The following is an 18,884-nucleotide window of genomic DNA, read 5'->3' on the forward strand; positions in this document are numbered from 1 at the left end:
TCTTACTTCAATGTAAATTGCATACCATCTTGGAATCGTTTTGAGAAAATCAAAAACAAAACGATCAATGGTAAAGTCAACAATACTGACGCCGCATACATCGGTCCTGGAAACGTGCCATAGGGGCCGAACATTTGCGAAATCAAGACATTCAACGTCACTGTACTATCACTTTTCGACACGATCATATCCCACAATAAATTCGTCCAACGATCCGTAAACAAGAACAAGAAAATCACCGTCGTAATTGATTTAGACATCGGTAACACGACTTTGAACAAGACTTGCATCTCCGTTGCACCATCTAGCTTCGCCGCCTCGATTAATGTATTGGGAATTGCCTTAAAGAAGTTTGTATACATAAAAATCGCCCATAAACTGATCGCTGTAGGAATGATCATTCCTGCATATGAATCCAGTAACCCCACTCTCGTCACCATTAAAAACTGCGGGATCAGTAAAATGATTGCTGGGAAAAACATTTGGAAAAGAATAAAATTGTTTACTAATTTTTTCCCTTTAAACTCGATCTTTGCCAACGCATAACCGACCATCAAAGCAAACAACATCATTAAAACAGTTGCTACCGTCGCCACGATCGTCGTATTGACAAAAGCCCCCAACCACGGAACATCCGCAGAAGTCGGTGAACCTCCGAAAAGCCACGTCCAAGAACGTAAACTAAAATTTGTCGGGATAATGCGACGATCCACTTGATCCCAAACTGCAAAAGAATGCATGACTAAGTACACAAAAGGAAACGTCATGATCAGCATTACGAGGGTCGTTACAAGATAAAGAATCGTATTTTTGCCTTTTGTCCGTTTATGACCAACCATTTTTCTCCCCCCATTTTTCTAATAGTTTACGAATCACACCAATCGAAGCAAACGTCACCACAGAAGCCATTAACGCGACTGCTGAAGCATACCCCGAGCGAAGATTGACAAACGCTTGATTATAGATCTCCATTTGCCACGTATTCGTAGCAAAATTCGGCCCGCCACCCGTCAATTGATACACTTCCGTAAAGATCCCAAAACTAATCCCCACAGCAAGCACCGTCACCGTGAAAAACGCAGGATAAAGCATCGGGAACGTGATCTTCCAAAAACGCGTCCATGCACTTGCGCCATCGATCGCCGCAGCCTCATAGACTTCTTTATTGATATTTCCCAAACCAGAAATCAAAATCAAGCCATAATAGCCGGACATCTTCCAAGCAATCATCAGTGAAACGATAAAAATCGACGTCTGAGGATTACCCAACCAATCAATATCCCAACCCATTCTCGTACGTAAAAACGTATTAAAAGGGCCATTGTACGAAAGCAATCCTTTCACGATCAACGAGGTCACGACTCCACTCGAAAGATAAGGTAAGAAGAATGCTACCATGTACAAGCCTTTAAACTTAGGCAAACTATTCACTAACAACGCAATCGTCATCGATAAAATCAAAGCCATCGGAACAAAGACCAGTAGAAATTTATAGGTCACCACAAATGCTGCTCGAATCGCCGGACTATGAAACGCATCAATAAAATTTTTGAAACCAACAAATTCAACCGTTGGTGAAATCATATTCCAACTTGTCAGCGCTAACCAAAACGACCATAAAAGCGGTAATAAAAAGAAGATGACAGTAAAAATCAGGTATGGGCTGGTAAATAACCAGCCCAACTTTGTATTTTTGTTCATTATTGAAGCGCCCCTTCAACCGCTGATTTGGCATCTGCTGTTGCAGTTTTCGCATCCTTTTCTCCACGAATCACTGGTACCCACGCTTGTTCACCAAACGCTTGTTGAATCTCATTGAATTTTTCATTATCCATTGCCGGTACAGCAAACGGAACATTCTCTGCGTATACTTTCATCGCTGGATTCTCCTCAAAGTATGCAGCAAAAATTTCATTTTCTTTCGCATCGTCTCTCGCAGGGATCAATGACGTCATTTCTAGTAACTTCATGTCATGTTCATCATCCGAATAAACAAATTCTAAGAACGCCATCGCTGCCGCCTGTTCTTCCTCTGTTGCTTGCGCGTACATCACGATCCCTTTCGCATCTGCGTAAGTTGAAACTTCTTCCACATCTGCTAAACCATCAGGCACAACAGGTGTCGTCACTGTGTAGTTTTCACCAAACGTCAACTCAGGATATTTTTCATCCCAATTCGGGAATGTCCACGGACCAAGATCAGTCATGATACTATCCCCATTTTCAAATGGATCAGTCGCTTCACCTGTTCGCAAAACATTCGCATCTGCTAATTGACTCATCAAATCAAATACATCCGTCATTGCAGCCTCATCCACAGAAAACTTCTCATTTTCTACAAAACTGCCACCTTCACTCGCCGCATTGTACAACGGGAAGAAATCAAACCAACGCATCCAAGCTGTTGGGTCAGACAAGTCTCTTTTCGCCCATAATGCTTTATCTGTTTCCTGAACCTTTTCTACAACCTCTAACAATTCAGAATACGTTTTTGGAACCTCAGAAAAGCCAAGTTCTTCTAATAAATCGATTCGCCAACCAAATAAAATGGGGTTTGAATACACTGGTAATACATATTGACTATCGTCAGAAAATTTCCAGCTTTCAATCGTTTGATTCATATGTCTTGCTTCCACGATCGAATCAAATCCATTTTGTTGATTCAATGGTAAAATCGCCTCACTGGCCGCCAATTGTGCCGCAAAACTACGGTTCACATTTTCAGACAACGTCGGTGCTGTATTCGATGCAATTGCACTTTGGATCGTCGCTTCAGAAGATGGACTTTCTTTCATCTGGGTCACTTCGACTGTGATCTCGTCATTTTGTGCTTCGAATTCTGTCGCCATTTCTTGCCAATATCTCAATTGCGTCGGATTAGGTGCCGCCCAAAAAGTGATTTTCGTTTTCCCATCATCTGAGCCGGAATCCCCACTCGTTGATTGATTGCCACAGCCCGCAAGTAAAACAGTTCCTGCTAATACAGTCGTAAGTCCCAAAAATATTTTCTTCATCTTCATGAATCTTCCCCCTTGGATTGTAAACGTTTTTTTATAACTGCGACAATCATACCATCAGTAATTACGTTTGTCAACATTACGTAATTAACATTACAGAGTTACATTTGTAATCTTTTTAGGTGATTATTTTAGATGTACTATGTTATAATCAATATAAACATTACGAGAAATTAGGTGAACTTATGAAAAAAGCTTCGATGCAAGACATCGCTGATGCACTAGGAATCTCTAAAAATTCCGTTTCGCAAGCACTACGAAACAAACCAGGCGTCAGCCAGCAAACCAAACAACTAGTAAAAAATAAAGCCGACGAACTAGGCTATCGTTACCAAACCGTCACAGAAGACACCACCATGAGCTTTCTTTTGATGGCAACTGAATTTGCCTTTTCCCAAACAAGTTTCTTCGGCGAAATCGTGAAAAGCGCAGAATCTGCCGCACAACGCGCACATATCAAATTAGACACGTATACCTTAACCGATGAAATACTACAACAAATGATCCTGCCAGAACACATCAATGAATATGACGGTATTTTAGTACTTTCTCATAGTAACAATGACTACATAAAACAAGTGATTGCTACAGGAATCCCCGTAACTTTGATTGATCATCACGATCCAGAATTACTCGCGGATGCCATTTTGTCCAAAAATACCGACGGCACGTTCCAAGCCATTTCATTACTCATTGCGAACGGCATGAAACGAATCGGCTTCATCGGCGACACCTCCTTTTCGCCAAGTTACCTCGAACGCCACCGGGGCTACCATCGCGCCTTAGCAGAACACGGCATCTCACAAGAACCAGAAATCGAGATCACCGAAATCGAGGAATCCCAAGGCGCTTTGTTCAGTCGCCTAAAAAGCATCGAGCAAATGCCCGATGCTTGGTTTTGTGTCAATTCCGGATTAGCCTTCATGCTCAACAGCTATCTCCAATCCGCTGGCTATACAATACCAGATGACATCAGTATCATTTGTTTTGACGAAACAGAATTCACACGCATGGCGATCCCACGATTGACCAACGTTGCCACCAACTTGGAATTCATGGGCCAACTCGCCATCCGAACCTTGTTACATCGTATCAATCATCCAGACGAACCAATCATCCATCAACAGATCGTACCGGAGTTGAATATTTGGGGATCGGTGAGGATGGTGGATAAATGAAGGAACCGCTGGACAGCTAGAGGGAAAGGGGCTGTTCAGCGGTTTTTTGTGTGATTTATCAAAAAAATTATTCAATTCTCGTTATTTCTCTAACATCTTTTTTGTCTTATTATACAAAAACACTAATTTCAATTTTTTCATATCATAGTTGATTTACAAAACAATAACTATTCTATCTCTCCCCTGATTCTCATCACTTCTTTGTCAAAATCAGAAACGATCTTTTGATGCTTATTGAACTCCTTGTACTCATCGATTGCTTTTTTCTTGGCTATATTATTACTGATTTGTCCGTTCCCTTCAAGGATCTGATAACGATTGAAGGTTAAAAATTCATCAATACTTTTTGCAAAATCTTCCATGCTAAGTAATATCTCATCTTCTAAGAGACGTTCTACGTAATCAAAGTAAGAGGAAACATTTCGCTCTAAACTACGAATTTGTTTTTCAGTCAAATAATTTTTAGCTATTGCAACATCCGATTGTAATATCCGTCCATCTGGTGAGTGTTTCCAAGTAGTGAGTCCCATATTTTCTTTCGTTTTATCCGCTTTATCATAAACGATTTCTGCGGCTGTTCTTCCTGTAATCGCATAGTGGAATTTGTTTTGTACAGTTGCATAAAATTGCTTTGTTACCTCTGCATTTTTATCATAATCATAAGAAATTTCTGCAAAAACATCAGTGATTTGTTGCCAGATACGGCGCTCACTTGCACGAATTGAACGAACTGTTTCGAGTAGCTCTCGGAAGTAATCTTTACTAAACGCATGTTCACCTTGTTTCATTCGTTCGACATCAATTCTAAATCCTTTTCGAATATAGTCTTTTAAGACATCCGTTGCCCAAATACGAAATTTTGTTGCTTTTTGCGAGTTGACTCGGTAGCCAATAGAAATAATGACATCAAGATTATAAAATGTGGTCGCCCTTTTTACTGACCTTCCACCCTCATTTTGAACTATTTCCATTTTGGAAATAGTTCGATCTTCTATCAATTCACCAGAATCAAATATATTTTTCAGATGTTTACTAATTGCTGGAATGCCAACATCAAAAAGCTTCGAAATTGTCTTTTGTGTTGCCCAAATGGTTTCATCTTGCACCACTACTTCCACTTTCTCACTGTCTTCATACATCAAAAATTGGATTTCATTCAATTTGATTGTTCTCCTTTCTTGATTCCACCTGTATTCTATTAAAACAGTTGCTAAAATTGTCACGATACTTGATTCAGATCATATGTAACTCGAACGAACATAGTTCTTACTTGGTAACTCCCACAAAATATGACCTTCACTGATTTATTTGTATTATAGCAAAAAATCGTGTCACTTATATATACGCCAAATAATATGATAAAACGATTATGTATAAAAAAACTAAGACTTCGCTCAAAGTCTTAGTTTTTTATATATCAACTTTTGTTCTTCTCCTTACCCTTCCCCCAACTTATCCCAAATCTCGCTCTGCTCCTGAAAATGCTTCACTAGATCCACATCAAAGATATCTTTGAGTAGTTTTCTTGAAGCTGTTTCCAGAAATGGGCCTTGCTTGATGACTTGGCCTGATTTCATGAACAAGACTTGGTCGCTTAAAGAGAGGGCTAAACGGATGTCGTGGAAGACACCGATGATTGTTTTGTCTTGGTTCTTGCCCCAGTCTTTTAAATAGCCGATGAGTTCGAGTTGGTGCTTGATATCGAGATGATTATTGGGTTCGTCCAATAATAGGATATCTGGGTCTTGGGCTAATACTTTGGCTAGGAAGACGCGTTGCTTTTGGCCACCGGAAAGTTGGTTGACGGGGTGGTCTTTCAATTCTAACAGATTAGTTAGAGCCAAGCACTCCATAACTTTTTCTCGGTCTTCTGCTGTGGTGACCGACCATAGTCCTTGTTTGATGTGCGTATAACGCCCCATCATGACGGTTTCATAGACGGTGTAATCAAAGGCAATAGTTGAAAACTGGCTAAGTAAGGCGACTTTTCGTGCGGCTTCTTTACGCTTCATTGTGCGGACTTCTTTTCCATCGATCGTGATCGATCCTTCGTAGGAAAGGATGCCTGCAATTGATTTTAATACAGTCGTCTTGCCACAGCCGTTAGGTCCTAGGATACATAGGTTCTCACCTTTGTTCAGCTCGAAGGAGACTTCTTTGATGATTTTTACTGAGCCATAGCCAACTGTGACTTGCGATAGCTTCAAGGTCATCACTTTTCCTCCTTTAGCGGTAATTTCTGCTGACAAAAGGAATTTCCGTTACATCATCTTCTCGGTTGAATTTCATCGCAATCATGAAGAAATAACCAGACAGCAAATTGAAAAAGTCTAATAAACCTGAATCGACTTTTTTCCCTTGATAAAGATGGCGGTACAACAAACGAACGATTACTTTACAATCAACACGTAAGATATGAGCCAATGCGCCTCGTTCGCTTCCTTGAGGTAAGAAGAATGGGCCGCTTTGATTTGTTCTTTCTGCATTCAATTCATCGACACGACTTTTTAACCAGTCGATTTCTTCTTGTGTGATCGTCATTTTTGTACGCACGCATGCATTGGCATGGTAAACTAATTCACCGATTTTCTCTAACTCCTTGTAAAAAGGAGAATCTTCACACTTTGCGCGTAATAACCCGATTTCTGAAGATAAGCGATCGGTGTGTAATTCATAATCGCAACGTAAATCATCTGCATCGTCTGCTAAAAATGGATAAGCCTCATAAGGACTTCGATAAATATCTTTCATAATTGTAGAACACTCACTTTCGTTTGAAATAAACATAGGCAAAAAAGGGCGCACCAATCAATGCGGTGACAGCGCCGATTGGGATTTCTTGGGGAGATAATAGCGTTCGAGAAATCGTATCGCCGACGACCATCATACTGCCACCTAACAGTGCTGCTCCTGGAATGACCCAACGATGGCTAGCACCGAAATAGCGGCGAATGACATGAGGTGCAATCAAGTCAACAAATCCGATCACGCCGACAAATGAAACGGCACTTCCTGCAAGCAATGCTGCAAGCACCATGACCCATAACTTGATCGTTCGGACATCTACACCAGAAATCATTGCTTCTTCTTCACCTAAAGATAACACATCTAAGCTACTCGCAGAGAACCAGAGAGCGATTGTTCCAATCAGTAAAATGGGTAAAAAGATTTGGATTTTTGCCCAAGTGCTTCCTGAAAAGCTCCCCATTTGCCAGAAGACTAATTGTTGTAAATGATCTTTGAACAATGCCGTGACGATCGTCAACATCGCGCCCACAAATAAGGTCATGACCATCCCCACTAAAATAACTGTTTGGTTCGATAATTGCTGATCCAATCTTTGACTCATCATCAAGACAATAAACACAGTTGCCAAGCCAAAAATAAAGCCTGTCAGAGGTAATGTAAAATTTGGGAACAACGGTAAAGTGATCCCTGAAACAATGATCAACGCAGCGCCAAGTGATGCCCCTGATGACACACCTAGCGTATAGGCAGAAGCCAATGGATTGCCTAAAAGGGATTGCATGACTGTTCCACTCACAGCCAAAGCAGCTCCTACAAGAAACGCCAAAACCACTCTCGGCAGGCGAACCTGCCAAAGAATGGTGACGATCGTTGCATCTAGCTGTTTGTCTCCTCTTGAAAATAATGCTTGTATCAATGTATCAAAAGGAATGGATACACTCCCGATTTTGATCCCAAAGAATACTACGATGATACTCAAGACAACTGCTAACAGCAACCGACTTTGTTTATTCATTTTCCAACGATTTGTATTCATCAGGGTAGATTGCTAATGCCATTTCTTTTAAGGCTTTTGTCATATGGTGGTTTGGTAAAGAGCTCGCAGCGTTATCGATATAGAATACTGCTTCATTTTTCACCGCAGGAACGTCTTTCCAGGTTCCACGATCTAAGATTTCTTGCACGGCATCATCTAAGTAATTTACGTTCGTCAAAATTACATCTGGCTTACTAGCAATCGCAGCTTCTTCTGTTACTGGAATCCAGCTTTCTTGATCTGCTAAGACATTTTCTGCACCTACAAGTTCGATCATTTCATTCAAGTAAACGCCTTTACCAAAGCTATAGATTTCAGGTAATGCGCTAATTTCAAACAATACTTTTTTCTTATCTGTAATCGTTTCACCAATTTCTTTAATCTCATCGATTTCTTTGTTCATTGTATCGACTAATTCTTGTCCTTTTTCATGCTCTTGTAAAGTATCCGCGATAAATTGGACATCTAATGCAATATCTTCAATAGTATTACTTGTTGGAATGTTCACGACAGTAATTCCTGCATCTTTTACTTGAGACCAGACATTTTCAGAGCCATGCAGACTGATATCTGAAACATAGATCACTTGTGGGTTCAATGAAATCAATGTTTCTGCATCCACAGCCATCATATCGATTTGTGGCAGCTCATCAAGTTCTTCCGTCATTGCCGGACTTTGTGTGTCAACAGCTACTAATTGATCTTTACGTCCTAGATCATCGATCACTTGTGTAACTGAAGGAACTAAAGAAACCATTTTATCCACTTCTTCAGGAATCTCGATTTCTTCACCCCCACGATCTTTTGTCGGCAAAGCAACTTCTGAAGCTGTCGTTGTTTCTGCTGTTTGGCTTGTTTCGTTGTTATTATTTGAGCAAGCACTCAACCCAAAGACTACGCTCAATCCCAATACAGCAACTAATTTCGATAATTTTTTCATCATCTATTCCCACTTTCTTTGACTCATTTTTACTTTTCCCAGTGATCACTTTGTTTACGATAGCCCTTTCATTTCCATACTCTTACCAAACAACCTTTTTTAAAAGTAAATAAAAACTGCCTTTCCTTTTACAGGAGAAGACAGTTTGATTGATCACACAAAAAAACGCTTGATCTTTCTCCTACAAAAGAACATGATTGCCGTTAAACCGGTCTCCTGACTTGGCTTCCTTTTACTCCCAACCCTTCCAGAATGATCTGTGGTCCTATTGGTTTCATCCACCTTACAGTAGGTAGGTCTGTAGAGGACTTTCACCTCTTTCCCTGACATCTAATCGGCTATTTTATTTTAAATTCACTTTTATTCACTCATTTATCTTTTGGAAATTTTAGCTCTATCAACAAAAGTATCTCCGCCAATACTTTAACATATGGATTTCATAAAAGATATACGAAAATCAAGCGAAAAGAGCTACAAAACACCTTATTTTCAACAAAAATATATTATTTTCTGTTTTTTAAAATGGCATTCATTCATAGTATAAAAAACTGAGGACACTGTATCATTTGTTGATTTATCTAACGTTTTTTATTTTAATAAAACAAAGCTGTTGATAGGCATCCCTATCATGTAAGTGTAAGGTAAAAGGACAAGAATTTGTTAAAAATCATGCAAAAATTTTATATGTTATTCATTAGAAAAAGGAAAGATCTATCTTTTTCAGTCGATTTATTTTTACTATCCAAGCCAAAATTTACATTTAGTTAGACGTTGAGACCAAGGGTTTGGGCTATTTATTCTCATTCACTTCTTTGGCTGTTCCTTTGATATGCTTGTTGAAATATTTTTCTCCATACCATTCAAGTTGCGTCTTTCCTTCCCAATCACGATACTCTTCTTGAAACTTATTTTTATAGTATCCATACAATAAATACGGAAAGGAAATATGCACCTCTGCTGCAGTAAAACTGATATTTACAATCATCCACATTATTACAGTACTTGAAATAGTAGTAATATCCGAGGAATCATTTAGTCCACTAGGAAAAATAAAATTTAAAAGTATTATTATTGCCCAAAAGATTCCACCAAGTTTATAGCAAAATGTGATTATTCTTTCAATAAATTTTGAAAAATGATTTTTTGAATCGTGGTTACCGAATAATTGTTTAGCAAGACGATACAATTTTTTCTCAAAAATGATATAACCACTTAAAATCTGAAACAAAATTAAAATAAGTATGCCGAAAATCGTAAGTGGTTCGATAAAGAATGTAATGAAGAACAAATTTATGCTTAGCATCAGCCAAATCATGTAGTTATTTAAATTAATAAAAATAAAGTAAAATCTCGTTCCATCATTCATTTTAGTGATCATAAAAATACTAATTACTAAAAATATCAACAAACCAAACCAAAAAATAGTCATTGAAACAAAATTAACTTTTGGTTCCTTAAATAATTGATGTAACACTTCAGTCTCCATCCATGAATTAATTAAGTAGTACAATCCATAGATAAGTAAAATCATAAGTATATAAATAATTAATTGAAATAGAGGATGAAGTTTTCTTTTCTCTTGCTCTTGTATCTTAATACCAGCATACAAATCTTTAACAAAACGATCATCTTCTAAATGTAAACTTTCCTCAAAAGTAGCTGAAAAAAATCTTTTGATATTCATTGTGATACTCCTCTATAACTAGGTATATATACAGACTTCATTTTTTTACCAAAAGGTTTTCCAGAAGCAATAACATTCCAGTTTGTACTTCTTAGCTTTAAATTATCCAACTCTAATTTATTTTTACTTTTTCCATTATCTTCTTTTTGATAAACTGAATTCTTCCATTTATCATATCTGTCGGGCCATACTGACTGTACAATTGAATTTCCTAACCCAAAAAGCCCTCCAACAACACAGCCCACAAAAGCACCAGTAGCATTACCTGCTCCGGGTACAATAGTCCCCACAACTCCACCAATTTTCGCTCCTATAGTCATCCCCTCCAACGGTCCTATACTTTTAACCATATCAATCCCTCCGCCCTTTACTGCTTTTCCTACACTACCTGTTTTTCCATACTCATTTACTGCACTTGAAACAAATGTCACACCTAATTGTGCATAAGTAGCTACTTGGCCTGCTGTTCCTATTCCTTTGGCGATACCCCATTTTTTAGCTCCTTGTATCAAGTGGGAGTTCTTCAACCCTTCGCTGACGTAGGTTTTTACGGGCGAGGTAAATTTAGTGAAATTTTGATAAGCTTTGCCTATCGTATCGATTTTAGGAATCCATTTCCCTTGAGCAACAGTTTTACCGAACATTTCATATTTTGTAAGAAAGCTAAATAATCTAGTTTTCACCCCTGAAGGTAGATAATTGGTAAGCATCCAAAATTCATCGTTGGATGCCAGCTTGTTTATCAATGCATCAGGATAATTTTTGATCAACATTTCGAACCGTTTGACTGCATCGGTTTTCCCTTCTTTCAGGGGTTGGACCAATTTTTCAATCTCCGCATACAGTTCTAAGTAGGCATTATTTGAAGATTCTTCCAACAAAACTTGTCCGTTTGGTTGGTACTTCTCAAACCAACTCCCATCCACTCCTTTCGGCAATACATAACTTCCATCTGCCTTTACGGTAGTTTGATTCAGGACTAAGACACTTTGCATAGCGAGTTTTAATTCCAGTAGACTGTTGTTGAACAGTCCACTGGTTTGAGAGTTAAAGGCATTGAGTTTTTGCTGTTTGCGTTGCAACTTATAGATGTCTTCTTGCAGACTGTCTGACATTCTCATCAGGTTGCGATGGAAATCGGTCAGCATTTCTGTGATGCCTGGTAAGATACTTGTATTAGCGATGTGCCTGATTGTCTGCGCATGGGTTTCAATCGATTGTTTAGCAAATGATTTAGCACGAATCTGTCCACTTAAATTCTCTTCATCCAAGTATCCTTCACTAGCAACAATTTGATGCGCGGCGGAGTAAATATTCAAGTCTGTCTGAATCCCTTGTACCGCAGTGTTTACCCGATTGATCGTAGGAATAATCAACTCAGAAAACAGTCCTTTACCGGCTTGATAAGCCGCCCCAGAGAGTGTCTTTCCGTCAACTGCCTGAACAATTTGTTGGCTCCCTGTTCGTAGTTGATCGATCGTTGTCCGAGCAAGTGATAAATTAGTGGTCATATTACTCATTAAGTTAGAAGATTCGATTGCTGAATAGATTAATCCCATAATTTTTGTCCTTTCAATTAGATAAGTGATGGCTGTCTATTATTAATGTAGTACTTGATGGTATTTTCTCTTTGCACTTCTATTTATTTAACCCCATCTACTTCATTCATTATTACTATACGTAATTTTTTCCTATTTAAATTAAAATCGTTTGGATAAGAATCATCTACGTCGTATACGAACACTTTCAGTCTTATACGCACACGAAAACAGCCCTAAGATATTGGCATTCGATAAGTATCTAGGGCTATATTTTGCTAGTTATTCATTTTTATCAATCTTTTCTACGTGTCACAATTATTATTTAATACCAACTGTCTTCATCTTGTATCATTTACCAGTTTATCAGTATACTCATATGACTCCTAAAATAAGTCTACAGGCTGATGGCTAACGTCTCCTTCTATGAGATGATTATACAGACTAAATAATCATTAACTTAAAGAAAGAAGGCGAAAAAGATGATACAACAAATCGGATTCTGGGAATCCATAGTAGATATCTTGACTTTAAAACCTGTATTCTTCGTAGGACTACTAATTTTGGCAAGTTTTTTATTTTGGTTCACCAGAAAAAATAAAGGTTCTTTTAAATTGGTAAGCATTCTATCATCACTTTTATTGTTTTATTATATGAGTGTGACATTCTTCAATGTGTTCGGTGTTCCTACGCTTTATGGACTAAACAGAATCAGTGGGTTCGGCGAAAATATTTTCAATCCGAATATCAATCTTGTTCCTTTCATCGATGGAATAAATACAGGGTATATTCTCAATATTATTTGTTTTATACCCATCGGATTCTTATGTCCTTTAATTAGTCCCACGTATAGAAAATTCAGCTATTCTCTTTTGTTTGGCTTTTGCACTTCTTTATTGATTGAACTGAGTCAACTGTTTACGGTAGCTAGAGCAACAGATATCGACGATTTAACTTCAAATGTACTAGGAATGATTCTAGGTTATTTTCTGATTGAGGTCATCTTAAGAATGATCAATCATTCGTCAAATAAAATCCTTGATAAAACGTCTGATTTTTCATGGTCAATTCCTGTATTGGTCGTTTTTATTGCTTTCGCTAATACATTTTTTAGTTAATGCTTAAAGCTTACTACCTTAGAAACAACACCTCTAAAAAAAAGATAAGAATCCCAAAAATTGTTCTTCCAATTTTTGGGGTTCTTGCTTTTTATCATTCTATTCCGTTTGTTTCAATCACTCTTTTATACCAGTCAAATGATTTCTTTTTATATCTATTGCCGGTGCCTTTCCCTTCATCATCCAAGTCAACATAGATGAAGCCATACCGTTTCGACACTTATTACTGTTCTTTTTGAAAGGTCGGATGTTTTCTTCTTTTTCTTTTTTCTTCACTATCTTCCAGAGAAGAAACGGATTTTTGTATTTTCTCTGTTTCTTTTAAAGTTCTTTGGATTTGTAAAGACTGGTCTTCTTCAGGTAAATCAACATTATTTAAAATTTCACTATCATGATAAAAGTTTGGTAAATTTATAAATTCTGGCATATATCTCTCCCGTCCTCTCCTTTACTAACTGCCTTAGACAATGATTCATGTGCTTCTTTTAGCCATGGATGAACAACTTTGACGCCTTGATCCAATAGATATTTAATATAATACAATGCAGCACTTTCTAAAGAACATTCAAGTGCTGATAATAAACTGTCTAGATACGGAGGAATTCCATCTTGATCCCAACTTATTTTATCTGCAACGAACACAACTAAGTCTAGTTGAGTATACCTCCCCCTTAAAGTTGTATGACACTCAATTGCGGATAAAATCTCGTTGTCAGTGATGTCAAAAATCTTTTCTGCCATTTTTTTTGAGATCTTCTGGTGAATGATCATTGGAAATACCAACTCTTCTTGATTTAGTTCTATCCCCATTTCTTTTGCTATAGTAATTCTATGATTGTTTGGATAAATTGCGGATATATCGTGTAAATAACCCGCTATTTTGGCTTTTTCTCCATTGGTATTGTAATTTACAGCAAGTTTCTCCGCACAATCGCCGACTGCTATACAATGTTCATAAGTTTTTATATGATCATGTTCTTCAAGAAAACGATAAACATCATCTCTTAATGCCAAACTATTCACTATTGTCATTTTTTCCTCCATTTACTTACTATGTGTATTTTCAAATGAATTATTTACTACTTATGGTTATTAGAAAAATCGAGCCTTACATAGAAGAAATATACATAGAGAATTAGATATTTTATACTCTACTTTTAAATATATTCTTAATTTTTCTCCTGATTTAACAATTATCTCGGCCTTGCCTAAATACTGGATTTCTTTGCCAAAGGTTTGTTTTATGTAATTTAATTCCACTTCATAACTTTTCTTGATAAGTGTGTAATAACTTCATATGTAGAAAAAGAAACGATAAATTTGAATCGCTTCTTTTTGTTATTAACTATTGACGACTTGATTGCTCTAGGTGGTATATTTACTGGTCAAGACTTTACTATTTAATTTTAATTAGGAGTAAAGTGCTGTTTCATCTTTCATTAATTTTTTCATTTTCTGAATCTAAGAATTGATGGAATCTTTCTATCAAATCTTTTTTTGTAGTAGGAACTTCTTGAGGCATATAATTTATGAAGCTAACCATATCTTCTGGATACCCATTGTTATTATAGAATTCTGCAATTCCATTTAACAAATAATCTTCATCATTCATGGTATCATTTAATTTAGATAAATAAATAAATCTAAGTTTTTGTTCTTCAAATTTGTAATCATTACCGCCTTCATCCACATTAGGAAAGTACTTTCTTTTCAATTCAAATAACACTGATTGTAATGCGTCAGGTTTTATTCCCCATGCAAGTTCATTAATAAAATCATCATCATTTCCCTGATCCATTAGCTCTATCGCATAGTCAGAAATTACTTTTAGATCGAAAAATTTTTGAATTACTCCAACATAGATAGTTTTCCAACTATAGTTCACATCTTTTTCTTTAAAACATGCTAAATTCATTATTTTCTCCTTTTATTTTTTAGGAACTTGATTTGGTTTTCCAGTCAACGTACCACCATTTATAAATCTTCTATGGCTTATATTACCATTAGGTTCGACAATCCATTCAAAAACACCTATTTTTCCATTGTTACTTCCTTCAATTTGAAAAAATCTTCTACTAATTCCATCTCCACCAACTAAAGAATACTCATTTGCAATAGTTGGATAATTGTCAACAATGTTGCTAAATCCATGTTCTTTTGGAACATGTGGAAATTCCTTGTCTATAATTGGTTTGTCTAAAGGATCTTTTCCCCAAATTGGTTTTATATCATCAACTGTTGTTCCACCCCCGACTCGCTTGCCATCTAACACAGGACTCTTAAATTCAGAAATAACTTTCTGAGTAGCCCCACCAGTACTCTCACTATTAGATTTTTTCTTGACACTACCAACATCATCCATGCCATCTATTCTCGAAGCACCTTTGTTTCCATAATATGCACCCATCACAGTATCGCCAATATTCGTAAACGTTCCTGACCATGCAGCGTACTTGAATTTATTCGCTTCTTCTTGGCTAATTTTCTTTCCTGTGTAGGGATTGATTCTTATATTCGCACAAGCGAGTGTTTTGCGATTGATTTCTTCTAGACTATCTGTTTCTTTGATTAACTCAATCTCTTGATCTCCTGATTCAATAACCAAAGATACGTCTTTTTTTATTTTCTCAAAATAACTTTTATTTGTACCTTTTGGTAATGAGTATGAGCCATCACTTTTGATTGTCGTATTATTTAATATTAATACGCCTTGCATCGCTATCTTCAACTCATTTAGACTATTAGCAAATAAACCGCTTGTTTGTGTATTGAAATCCTGTAGTTTTCTTAGTTGATTTTGTAAATGATCGATATCTTGTTGAAAGCTATCAGTCATTCGTTCCAAATCTCTTTGAACATTCAACAATGTATCTAGTACACTTGCAATTGGATTCAGTGTCGTTTGTAATCGGACGAAAAATAAGGTCTGGTCTACTGAGTTTTTCATTGTACGTGTGACTTGTATTTGTTGATTTAATTTATCTTCATTCAATTCGCCTTCACTTGCCACTATTTTATCGGTATTTTGGTATTTTTTCAATTCTTGTTCAATCTGTTCAATGGCATTTGTTGTGCGTGTAATCGTTGGAATGATCAAGTCCGCAAACAAGCCTTTGCCTGCTGTGTACGCCGCACCAGATAATTGCTGTCCGTCCACGGCTGAAACAACTTTTTGACTACCCGACTTCAATTGACTAACAGTTTCTTTACCACTTCCTAAATTACTTTTAAGCGCAGACATAAAGTCCGAAGATTCACTACTGACATAAATCAATCCCATGAGAGGTTTCTCCTCTGCGCCTGTAATTCTTCTCGTTCTACTTCTAATTTCTGTATCGCTTTATTATATGTAGCATTTAATTCCTCATTGGCTTGTCTTAATTGACGTTGAAAAATATGTTGTTTTGTTTCATTATTTTTATGTAACCACTGTGTTGAGGTATAACCTCGTTGCAATGCCTCATGGTTTGATTCAGCTAATTGACGAAAACCTCTCTGAAGTACCTCTTACAACTGAAGCAGTTTTTCTTCTAATACACGTTTTTCATTCGATAATTTTTCTTGATGTTGTTCCACTTTGACAATTTCTTGTTGATTTTTTAGAATTTCATCATTCATTTACTTACCTCCATTCCATCTCATACATTTGATTTGAACCTTCCTAGAAGTAATGATTTTTACCGCTTTAGAGAACATTTCGCTACTTCCAAGATATAAATCTATAAATCGTATCACTATCGATCTTTACAAAGAAAGCGAATTCTACGTAAAGCTTACCAAATATACAAATCGAAAAATAAAAAATCTCATAAAATATAGTTTTGATATCATAATCGTGCAAGTCTTTGTAATTGTTCTTTTGAATATATAAAAATGCAAAAGAAAAAGGCTTACGCCCTTTACCAAAAAACTATGCGGAGTGTCTCTCTCTACGCCATGCGATTGCAATGTTGTTCAGTCACACATTCTACAATACCGTACCAGTCGGAGCGACCGCTGGCATATTGCAGCTTTACGAGATGTGGTCAGGCATGACAGCCTACAAATTCCACAGGAGCATTCGGTATATTTTGATTATTAATAGTATCAACATATACCGCCTTCTGCTACTCTCACGCGTTTCTTGTCTTATAGATTATTTCTAATCCCTTCACGGCGAAGGACTTCTTTGGATGTTTCCGCCAGTGTGAAATGCCAATCCCTTAGCAAATCTCTTCACGGAGAGGCTAAGTCTTATCAACTTAGCTTTCTATTGTCGTCCCGACAAGTTCGCTACCTTACATTTGGTCACACTTTGCACACGTTCTTTGCGCTCCAATGCTTTTACACTGGCTTTCCTCTTGTTACCAAGAATACTCACTTGATACGCAACAGTATCCCATTACGACATCAACAACGACTTATTCCCAAACGCTCCTTGACGAGTTGCTTAAACTCTCATACACAAGGTTCTGCATTAGTTTTTTGATAAAAAGAATAAACCTTTAAATAATTTCAGGATAATTATTATCCCATATATTTAACTGACATCAACGATATCATTCTTTCTCAACTTTATCATGAGTTAAAAAAATTTTCGTTCCTTAAATTTAAAAAAACGAAAAAAAGTGGGACAGTCATCAGATATTTTCTGATGATTGTCCCACACTCTTTTACTTGATTGAACGCATTAGCGGTTCTTATTGACAAAGAGACCGCATAATTAATTTACTTACCCAACAGCCCCTTCCATTCGATGACTCATCTCTTCATAGTAGTCAAAGTAGCTGAAACATATTATATATCAGTATTTATTAAGCGAGATAGATTCAATGATATTCAACCAAAATTAATGAAATGGCAGTCACTGTGGCATTCATTATTTTCCTTTGAGGAGCTATTTCAAAAATCAAAGTTATTAAGAGATACTTCTAAATTTTACTAATAATATTTAGAATTGCACCTGCTAACGAGGCAAAAGGAGAAACCGTTTTGGCTATCTCTCCTAGTCGATTGACTACAGAATTTTTAAAAGTTATTTTTTCACCATTATTTATAGATTCCTTCAAAAGTGACAGCTCAGATTTTATTTGTGTGATAACTTTATCATTACTTGGTTCTTGAATAAATTTATCTATTTCATTTATCAGCAAATCATAAATAGTATAGTCATTTTGGAAATGAAAATCACTACCTTCAATTGTTGAATTATTAATTTGGCTGTAATTTCCATAATTGATTACAGTTTTTTCATTCCTATCAAGTTCACTAATATATCGTACTTTCACATAAATATAGTTCGTATTTCTTTCTAAAAGATCAACATTTTCGTCTCTTTGGACTTCAAACTGAGGAGTTGATATTACTTCCCAATTTACTCCTTGCCAAGTAATAATAGCACTTGGTCTAAATAGATTATTTAGTGATCTTTCCTTATTTTTTTCGTAATCCTTATAGCTAGAACATAAATAATCATGTCCATTCAATTCTGTTTTCCACATCTCGACTTGTTCATAATTTTTCTGCTCGTCTTCTTCAACTTTTAGTTTGAATTTTTTTTGTTCATTAATTGGAATCCATATTTTAAATAAAAGAAATAAAACAACAATACCGCCTAATACTATCACTGTATCAGTATTCATAAAA

The 18,884-nt window shown here is 36.6% G+C and carries 17 protein-coding genes, 1 pseudogene and 1 riboswitch; of the genes and pseudogenes, 2 read left to right on the forward strand and 16 right to left on the reverse strand.

Annotated elements, in window-relative coordinates:
* Nucleotides 1–2: 2 nt before the first annotated feature.
* The 3 genes from IGJ19_RS11360 to IGJ19_RS11370 are packed head-to-tail and all read right to left on the reverse strand — an operon-like array spanning nucleotide 3 to nucleotide 3,020.
* Complete coding sequence (locus IGJ19_RS11360) at nucleotides 3–839, reverse strand: carbohydrate ABC transporter permease (RefSeq protein ID WP_065097085.1); 837 nt, start codon at nucleotides 837–839, stop codon at nucleotides 3–5.
* Nucleotides 826–1,701 carry a carbohydrate ABC transporter permease gene (locus IGJ19_RS11365; RefSeq protein ID WP_065097084.1) on the reverse strand — a complete coding sequence of 292 codons (876 nt, stop codon included), beginning with the start codon at nucleotides 1,699–1,701 and terminating at the stop codon, nucleotides 826–828. The genes IGJ19_RS11360 and IGJ19_RS11365 overlap by 14 nt, the downstream gene beginning before the upstream one ends.
* A complete protein-coding gene (locus IGJ19_RS11370; protein WP_430604053.1) occupies nucleotides 1,701–3,020 on the reverse strand; it encodes an ABC transporter substrate-binding protein in 1,320 nt (439 codons plus the stop codon). Before IGJ19_RS11370 ends, IGJ19_RS11365 begins: the two co-directional genes overlap by 1 nt.
* A gap of 182 nt (nucleotides 3,021–3,202) precedes the next feature.
* Here IGJ19_RS11370 and IGJ19_RS11375 point away from each other — a divergent pair, with 182 nt between their 5' ends.
* Nucleotides 3,203–4,195 (forward strand): LacI family DNA-binding transcriptional regulator, encoded by a 993-nt coding sequence (locus IGJ19_RS11375; protein WP_430604055.1) that lies wholly within the window; start codon nucleotides 3,203–3,205, stop codon nucleotides 4,193–4,195.
* A 167-nt stretch (nucleotides 4,196–4,362) separates the two neighbouring features.
* Here IGJ19_RS11375 and IGJ19_RS11380 read toward each other — a convergent pair whose 3' ends face one another.
* From IGJ19_RS11380 to IGJ19_RS11410, 7 genes are all read right to left on the reverse strand, one after another.
* Nucleotides 4,363–5,355 carry a virulence RhuM family protein gene (locus IGJ19_RS11380; RefSeq protein ID WP_430604057.1) on the reverse strand — a complete coding sequence of 331 codons (993 nt, stop codon included), beginning with the start codon at nucleotides 5,353–5,355 and terminating at the stop codon, nucleotides 4,363–4,365.
* Between the two features lie 276 nt (nucleotides 5,356–5,631).
* Nucleotides 5,632–6,408: an ABC transporter ATP-binding protein gene (locus tag IGJ19_RS11385; protein ID WP_430604059.1), complete on the reverse strand. Its 777-nt coding sequence runs from the start codon at nucleotides 6,406–6,408 to the stop codon at nucleotides 5,632–5,634.
* Between the two features lie 13 nt (nucleotides 6,409–6,421).
* Complete coding sequence (locus tag IGJ19_RS11390; protein ID WP_029594063.1) at nucleotides 6,422–6,946, reverse strand: ATP:cob(I)alamin adenosyltransferase; 525 nt, start codon at nucleotides 6,944–6,946, stop codon at nucleotides 6,422–6,424.
* Between the two features lie 13 nt (nucleotides 6,947–6,959).
* Entirely contained in the window at nucleotides 6,960–7,958 is a 999-nt protein-coding gene (locus tag IGJ19_RS11395) for a FecCD family ABC transporter permease (RefSeq protein ID WP_430604570.1), read from the reverse strand.
* Nucleotides 7,951–8,919 carry an ABC transporter substrate-binding protein gene (locus tag IGJ19_RS11400; protein ID WP_071866944.1) on the reverse strand — a complete coding sequence of 323 codons (969 nt, stop codon included), beginning with the start codon at nucleotides 8,917–8,919 and terminating at the stop codon, nucleotides 7,951–7,953. The genes IGJ19_RS11395 and IGJ19_RS11400 overlap by 8 nt, the downstream gene beginning before the upstream one ends.
* A 189-nt stretch (nucleotides 8,920–9,108) precedes the next feature.
* Nucleotides 9,109–9,285, reverse strand: a riboswitch (cobalamin riboswitch).
* Nucleotides 9,286–9,709: 424 nt separating this feature from the next.
* A complete protein-coding gene (locus tag IGJ19_RS11405) occupies nucleotides 9,710–10,603 on the reverse strand; it encodes a hypothetical protein (protein ID WP_071866927.1) in 894 nt (297 codons plus the stop codon).
* Nucleotides 10,600–12,162 (reverse strand): hypothetical protein, encoded by a 1,563-nt coding sequence (locus tag IGJ19_RS11410; protein WP_071866926.1) that lies wholly within the window; start codon nucleotides 12,160–12,162, stop codon nucleotides 10,600–10,602. The genes IGJ19_RS11405 and IGJ19_RS11410 overlap by 4 nt, the downstream gene beginning before the upstream one ends.
* A gap of 461 nt (nucleotides 12,163–12,623) precedes the next feature.
* Here IGJ19_RS11410 and IGJ19_RS11415 point away from each other — a divergent pair, with 461 nt between their 5' ends.
* Nucleotides 12,624–13,259 (forward strand): VanZ family protein, encoded by a 636-nt coding sequence (locus IGJ19_RS11415; RefSeq protein WP_071866925.1) that lies wholly within the window; start codon nucleotides 12,624–12,626, stop codon nucleotides 13,257–13,259.
* 94 nt (nucleotides 13,260–13,353) lie between these two features.
* On the opposite strand, the pseudogene IGJ19_RS11420 reads toward IGJ19_RS11415, so the two are convergent.
* The 6 genes and pseudogenes from IGJ19_RS11420 to IGJ19_RS11445 form a co-directional block, all read right to left on the reverse strand.
* Nucleotides 13,354–13,479 (reverse strand): annotated as a pseudogene (locus tag IGJ19_RS11420) (family 1 glycosylhydrolase); the annotation flags it as partial.
* 3 nt (nucleotides 13,480–13,482) lie between these two features.
* Nucleotides 13,483–13,686: a hypothetical protein gene (locus IGJ19_RS11425; RefSeq protein WP_071866924.1), complete on the reverse strand. Its 204-nt coding sequence runs from the start codon at nucleotides 13,684–13,686 to the stop codon at nucleotides 13,483–13,485.
* On the reverse strand, nucleotides 13,671–14,291 hold the full coding sequence (gene yqeK / locus IGJ19_RS11430) for a bis(5'-nucleosyl)-tetraphosphatase (symmetrical) YqeK (protein WP_071866923.1): 621 nt from the start codon (nucleotides 14,289–14,291) through the stop codon (nucleotides 13,671–13,673). Before yqeK ends, IGJ19_RS11425 begins: the two co-directional genes overlap by 16 nt.
* Before the next feature lie 397 nt (nucleotides 14,292–14,688).
* Nucleotides 14,689–15,174, reverse strand: coding sequence for a DUF2247 family protein (locus tag IGJ19_RS11435; RefSeq protein WP_071866922.1), 486 nt, complete (start codon nucleotides 15,172–15,174; stop codon nucleotides 14,689–14,691).
* A gap of 12 nt (nucleotides 15,175–15,186) precedes the next feature.
* Nucleotides 15,187–16,539: a T7SS effector LXG polymorphic toxin gene (locus IGJ19_RS11440; RefSeq protein ID WP_430604063.1), complete on the reverse strand. Its 1,353-nt coding sequence runs from the start codon at nucleotides 16,537–16,539 to the stop codon at nucleotides 15,187–15,189.
* A 1,630-nt stretch (nucleotides 16,540–18,169) separates the two neighbouring features.
* A complete protein-coding gene (locus IGJ19_RS11445; RefSeq protein WP_272018607.1) occupies nucleotides 18,170–18,880 on the reverse strand; it encodes a hypothetical protein in 711 nt (236 codons plus the stop codon).
* Nucleotides 18,881–18,884: the final 4 nt, after the last annotated feature.

Source organism: Enterococcus sp. DIV1368b, assembly GCF_050529595.1.
In the GTDB taxonomy this organism is placed as follows: domain Bacteria; phylum Bacillota; class Bacilli; order Lactobacillales; family Enterococcaceae; genus Enterococcus_B; species Enterococcus_B mundtii.

What these genes read in the sequence shown, in the direction of transcription:
- IGJ19_RS11360 (WP_065097085.1), bottom strand. Translation starts at nt 839, where the DNA reads ATGGTTGGTCATAAACGGACAAAAGGCAAAAATACGATTCTTTATCTT.
- IGJ19_RS11365 (WP_065097084.1), bottom strand. Translation starts at nt 1,701, where the DNA reads ATGAACAAAAATACAAAGTTGGGCTGGTTATTTACCAGCCCATACCTG.
- IGJ19_RS11370 (WP_430604053.1), bottom strand. Translation starts at nt 3,020, where the DNA reads ATGAAGATGAAGAAAATATTTTTGGGACTTACGACTGTATTAGCAGGA.
- IGJ19_RS11375 (WP_430604055.1), top strand. Translation starts at nt 3,203, where the DNA reads ATGAAAAAAGCTTCGATGCAAGACATCGCTGATGCACTAGGAATCTCT.
- IGJ19_RS11385 (WP_430604059.1), bottom strand. Translation starts at nt 6,408, where the DNA reads ATGACCTTGAAGCTATCGCAAGTCACAGTTGGCTATGGCTCAGTAAAA.
- IGJ19_RS11390 (WP_029594063.1), bottom strand. Translation starts at nt 6,946, where the DNA reads ATGAAAGATATTTATCGAAGTCCTTATGAGGCTTATCCATTTTTAGCA.
- IGJ19_RS11395 (WP_430604570.1), bottom strand. Translation starts at nt 7,958, where the DNA reads ATGAATAAACAAAGTCGGTTGCTGTTAGCAGTTGTCTTGAGTATCATC.
- IGJ19_RS11400 (WP_071866944.1), bottom strand. Translation starts at nt 8,919, where the DNA reads ATGAAAAAATTATCGAAATTAGTTGCTGTATTGGGATTGAGCGTAGTC.
- IGJ19_RS11405 (WP_071866927.1), bottom strand. Translation starts at nt 10,603, where the DNA reads ATGAATATCAAAAGATTTTTTTCAGCTACTTTTGAGGAAAGTTTACAT.
- IGJ19_RS11410 (WP_071866926.1), bottom strand. Translation starts at nt 12,162, where the DNA reads ATGGGATTAATCTATTCAGCAATCGAATCTTCTAACTTAATGAGTAAT.
- IGJ19_RS11415 (WP_071866925.1), top strand. Translation starts at nt 12,624, where the DNA reads ATGATACAACAAATCGGATTCTGGGAATCCATAGTAGATATCTTGACT.
- IGJ19_RS11425 (WP_071866924.1), bottom strand. Translation starts at nt 13,686, where the DNA reads ATGCCAGAATTTATAAATTTACCAAACTTTTATCATGATAGTGAAATT.
- yqeK (WP_071866923.1), bottom strand. Translation starts at nt 14,291, where the DNA reads ATGACAATAGTGAATAGTTTGGCATTAAGAGATGATGTTTATCGTTTT.
- IGJ19_RS11435 (WP_071866922.1), bottom strand. Translation starts at nt 15,174, where the DNA reads ATGAATTTAGCATGTTTTAAAGAAAAAGATGTGAACTATAGTTGGAAA.
- IGJ19_RS11440 (WP_430604063.1), bottom strand. Translation starts at nt 16,539, where the DNA reads ATGGGATTGATTTATGTCAGTAGTGAATCTTCGGACTTTATGTCTGCG.
- IGJ19_RS11445 (WP_272018607.1), bottom strand. Translation starts at nt 18,880, where the DNA reads ATGAATACTGATACAGTGATAGTATTAGGCGGTATTGTTGTTTTATTT.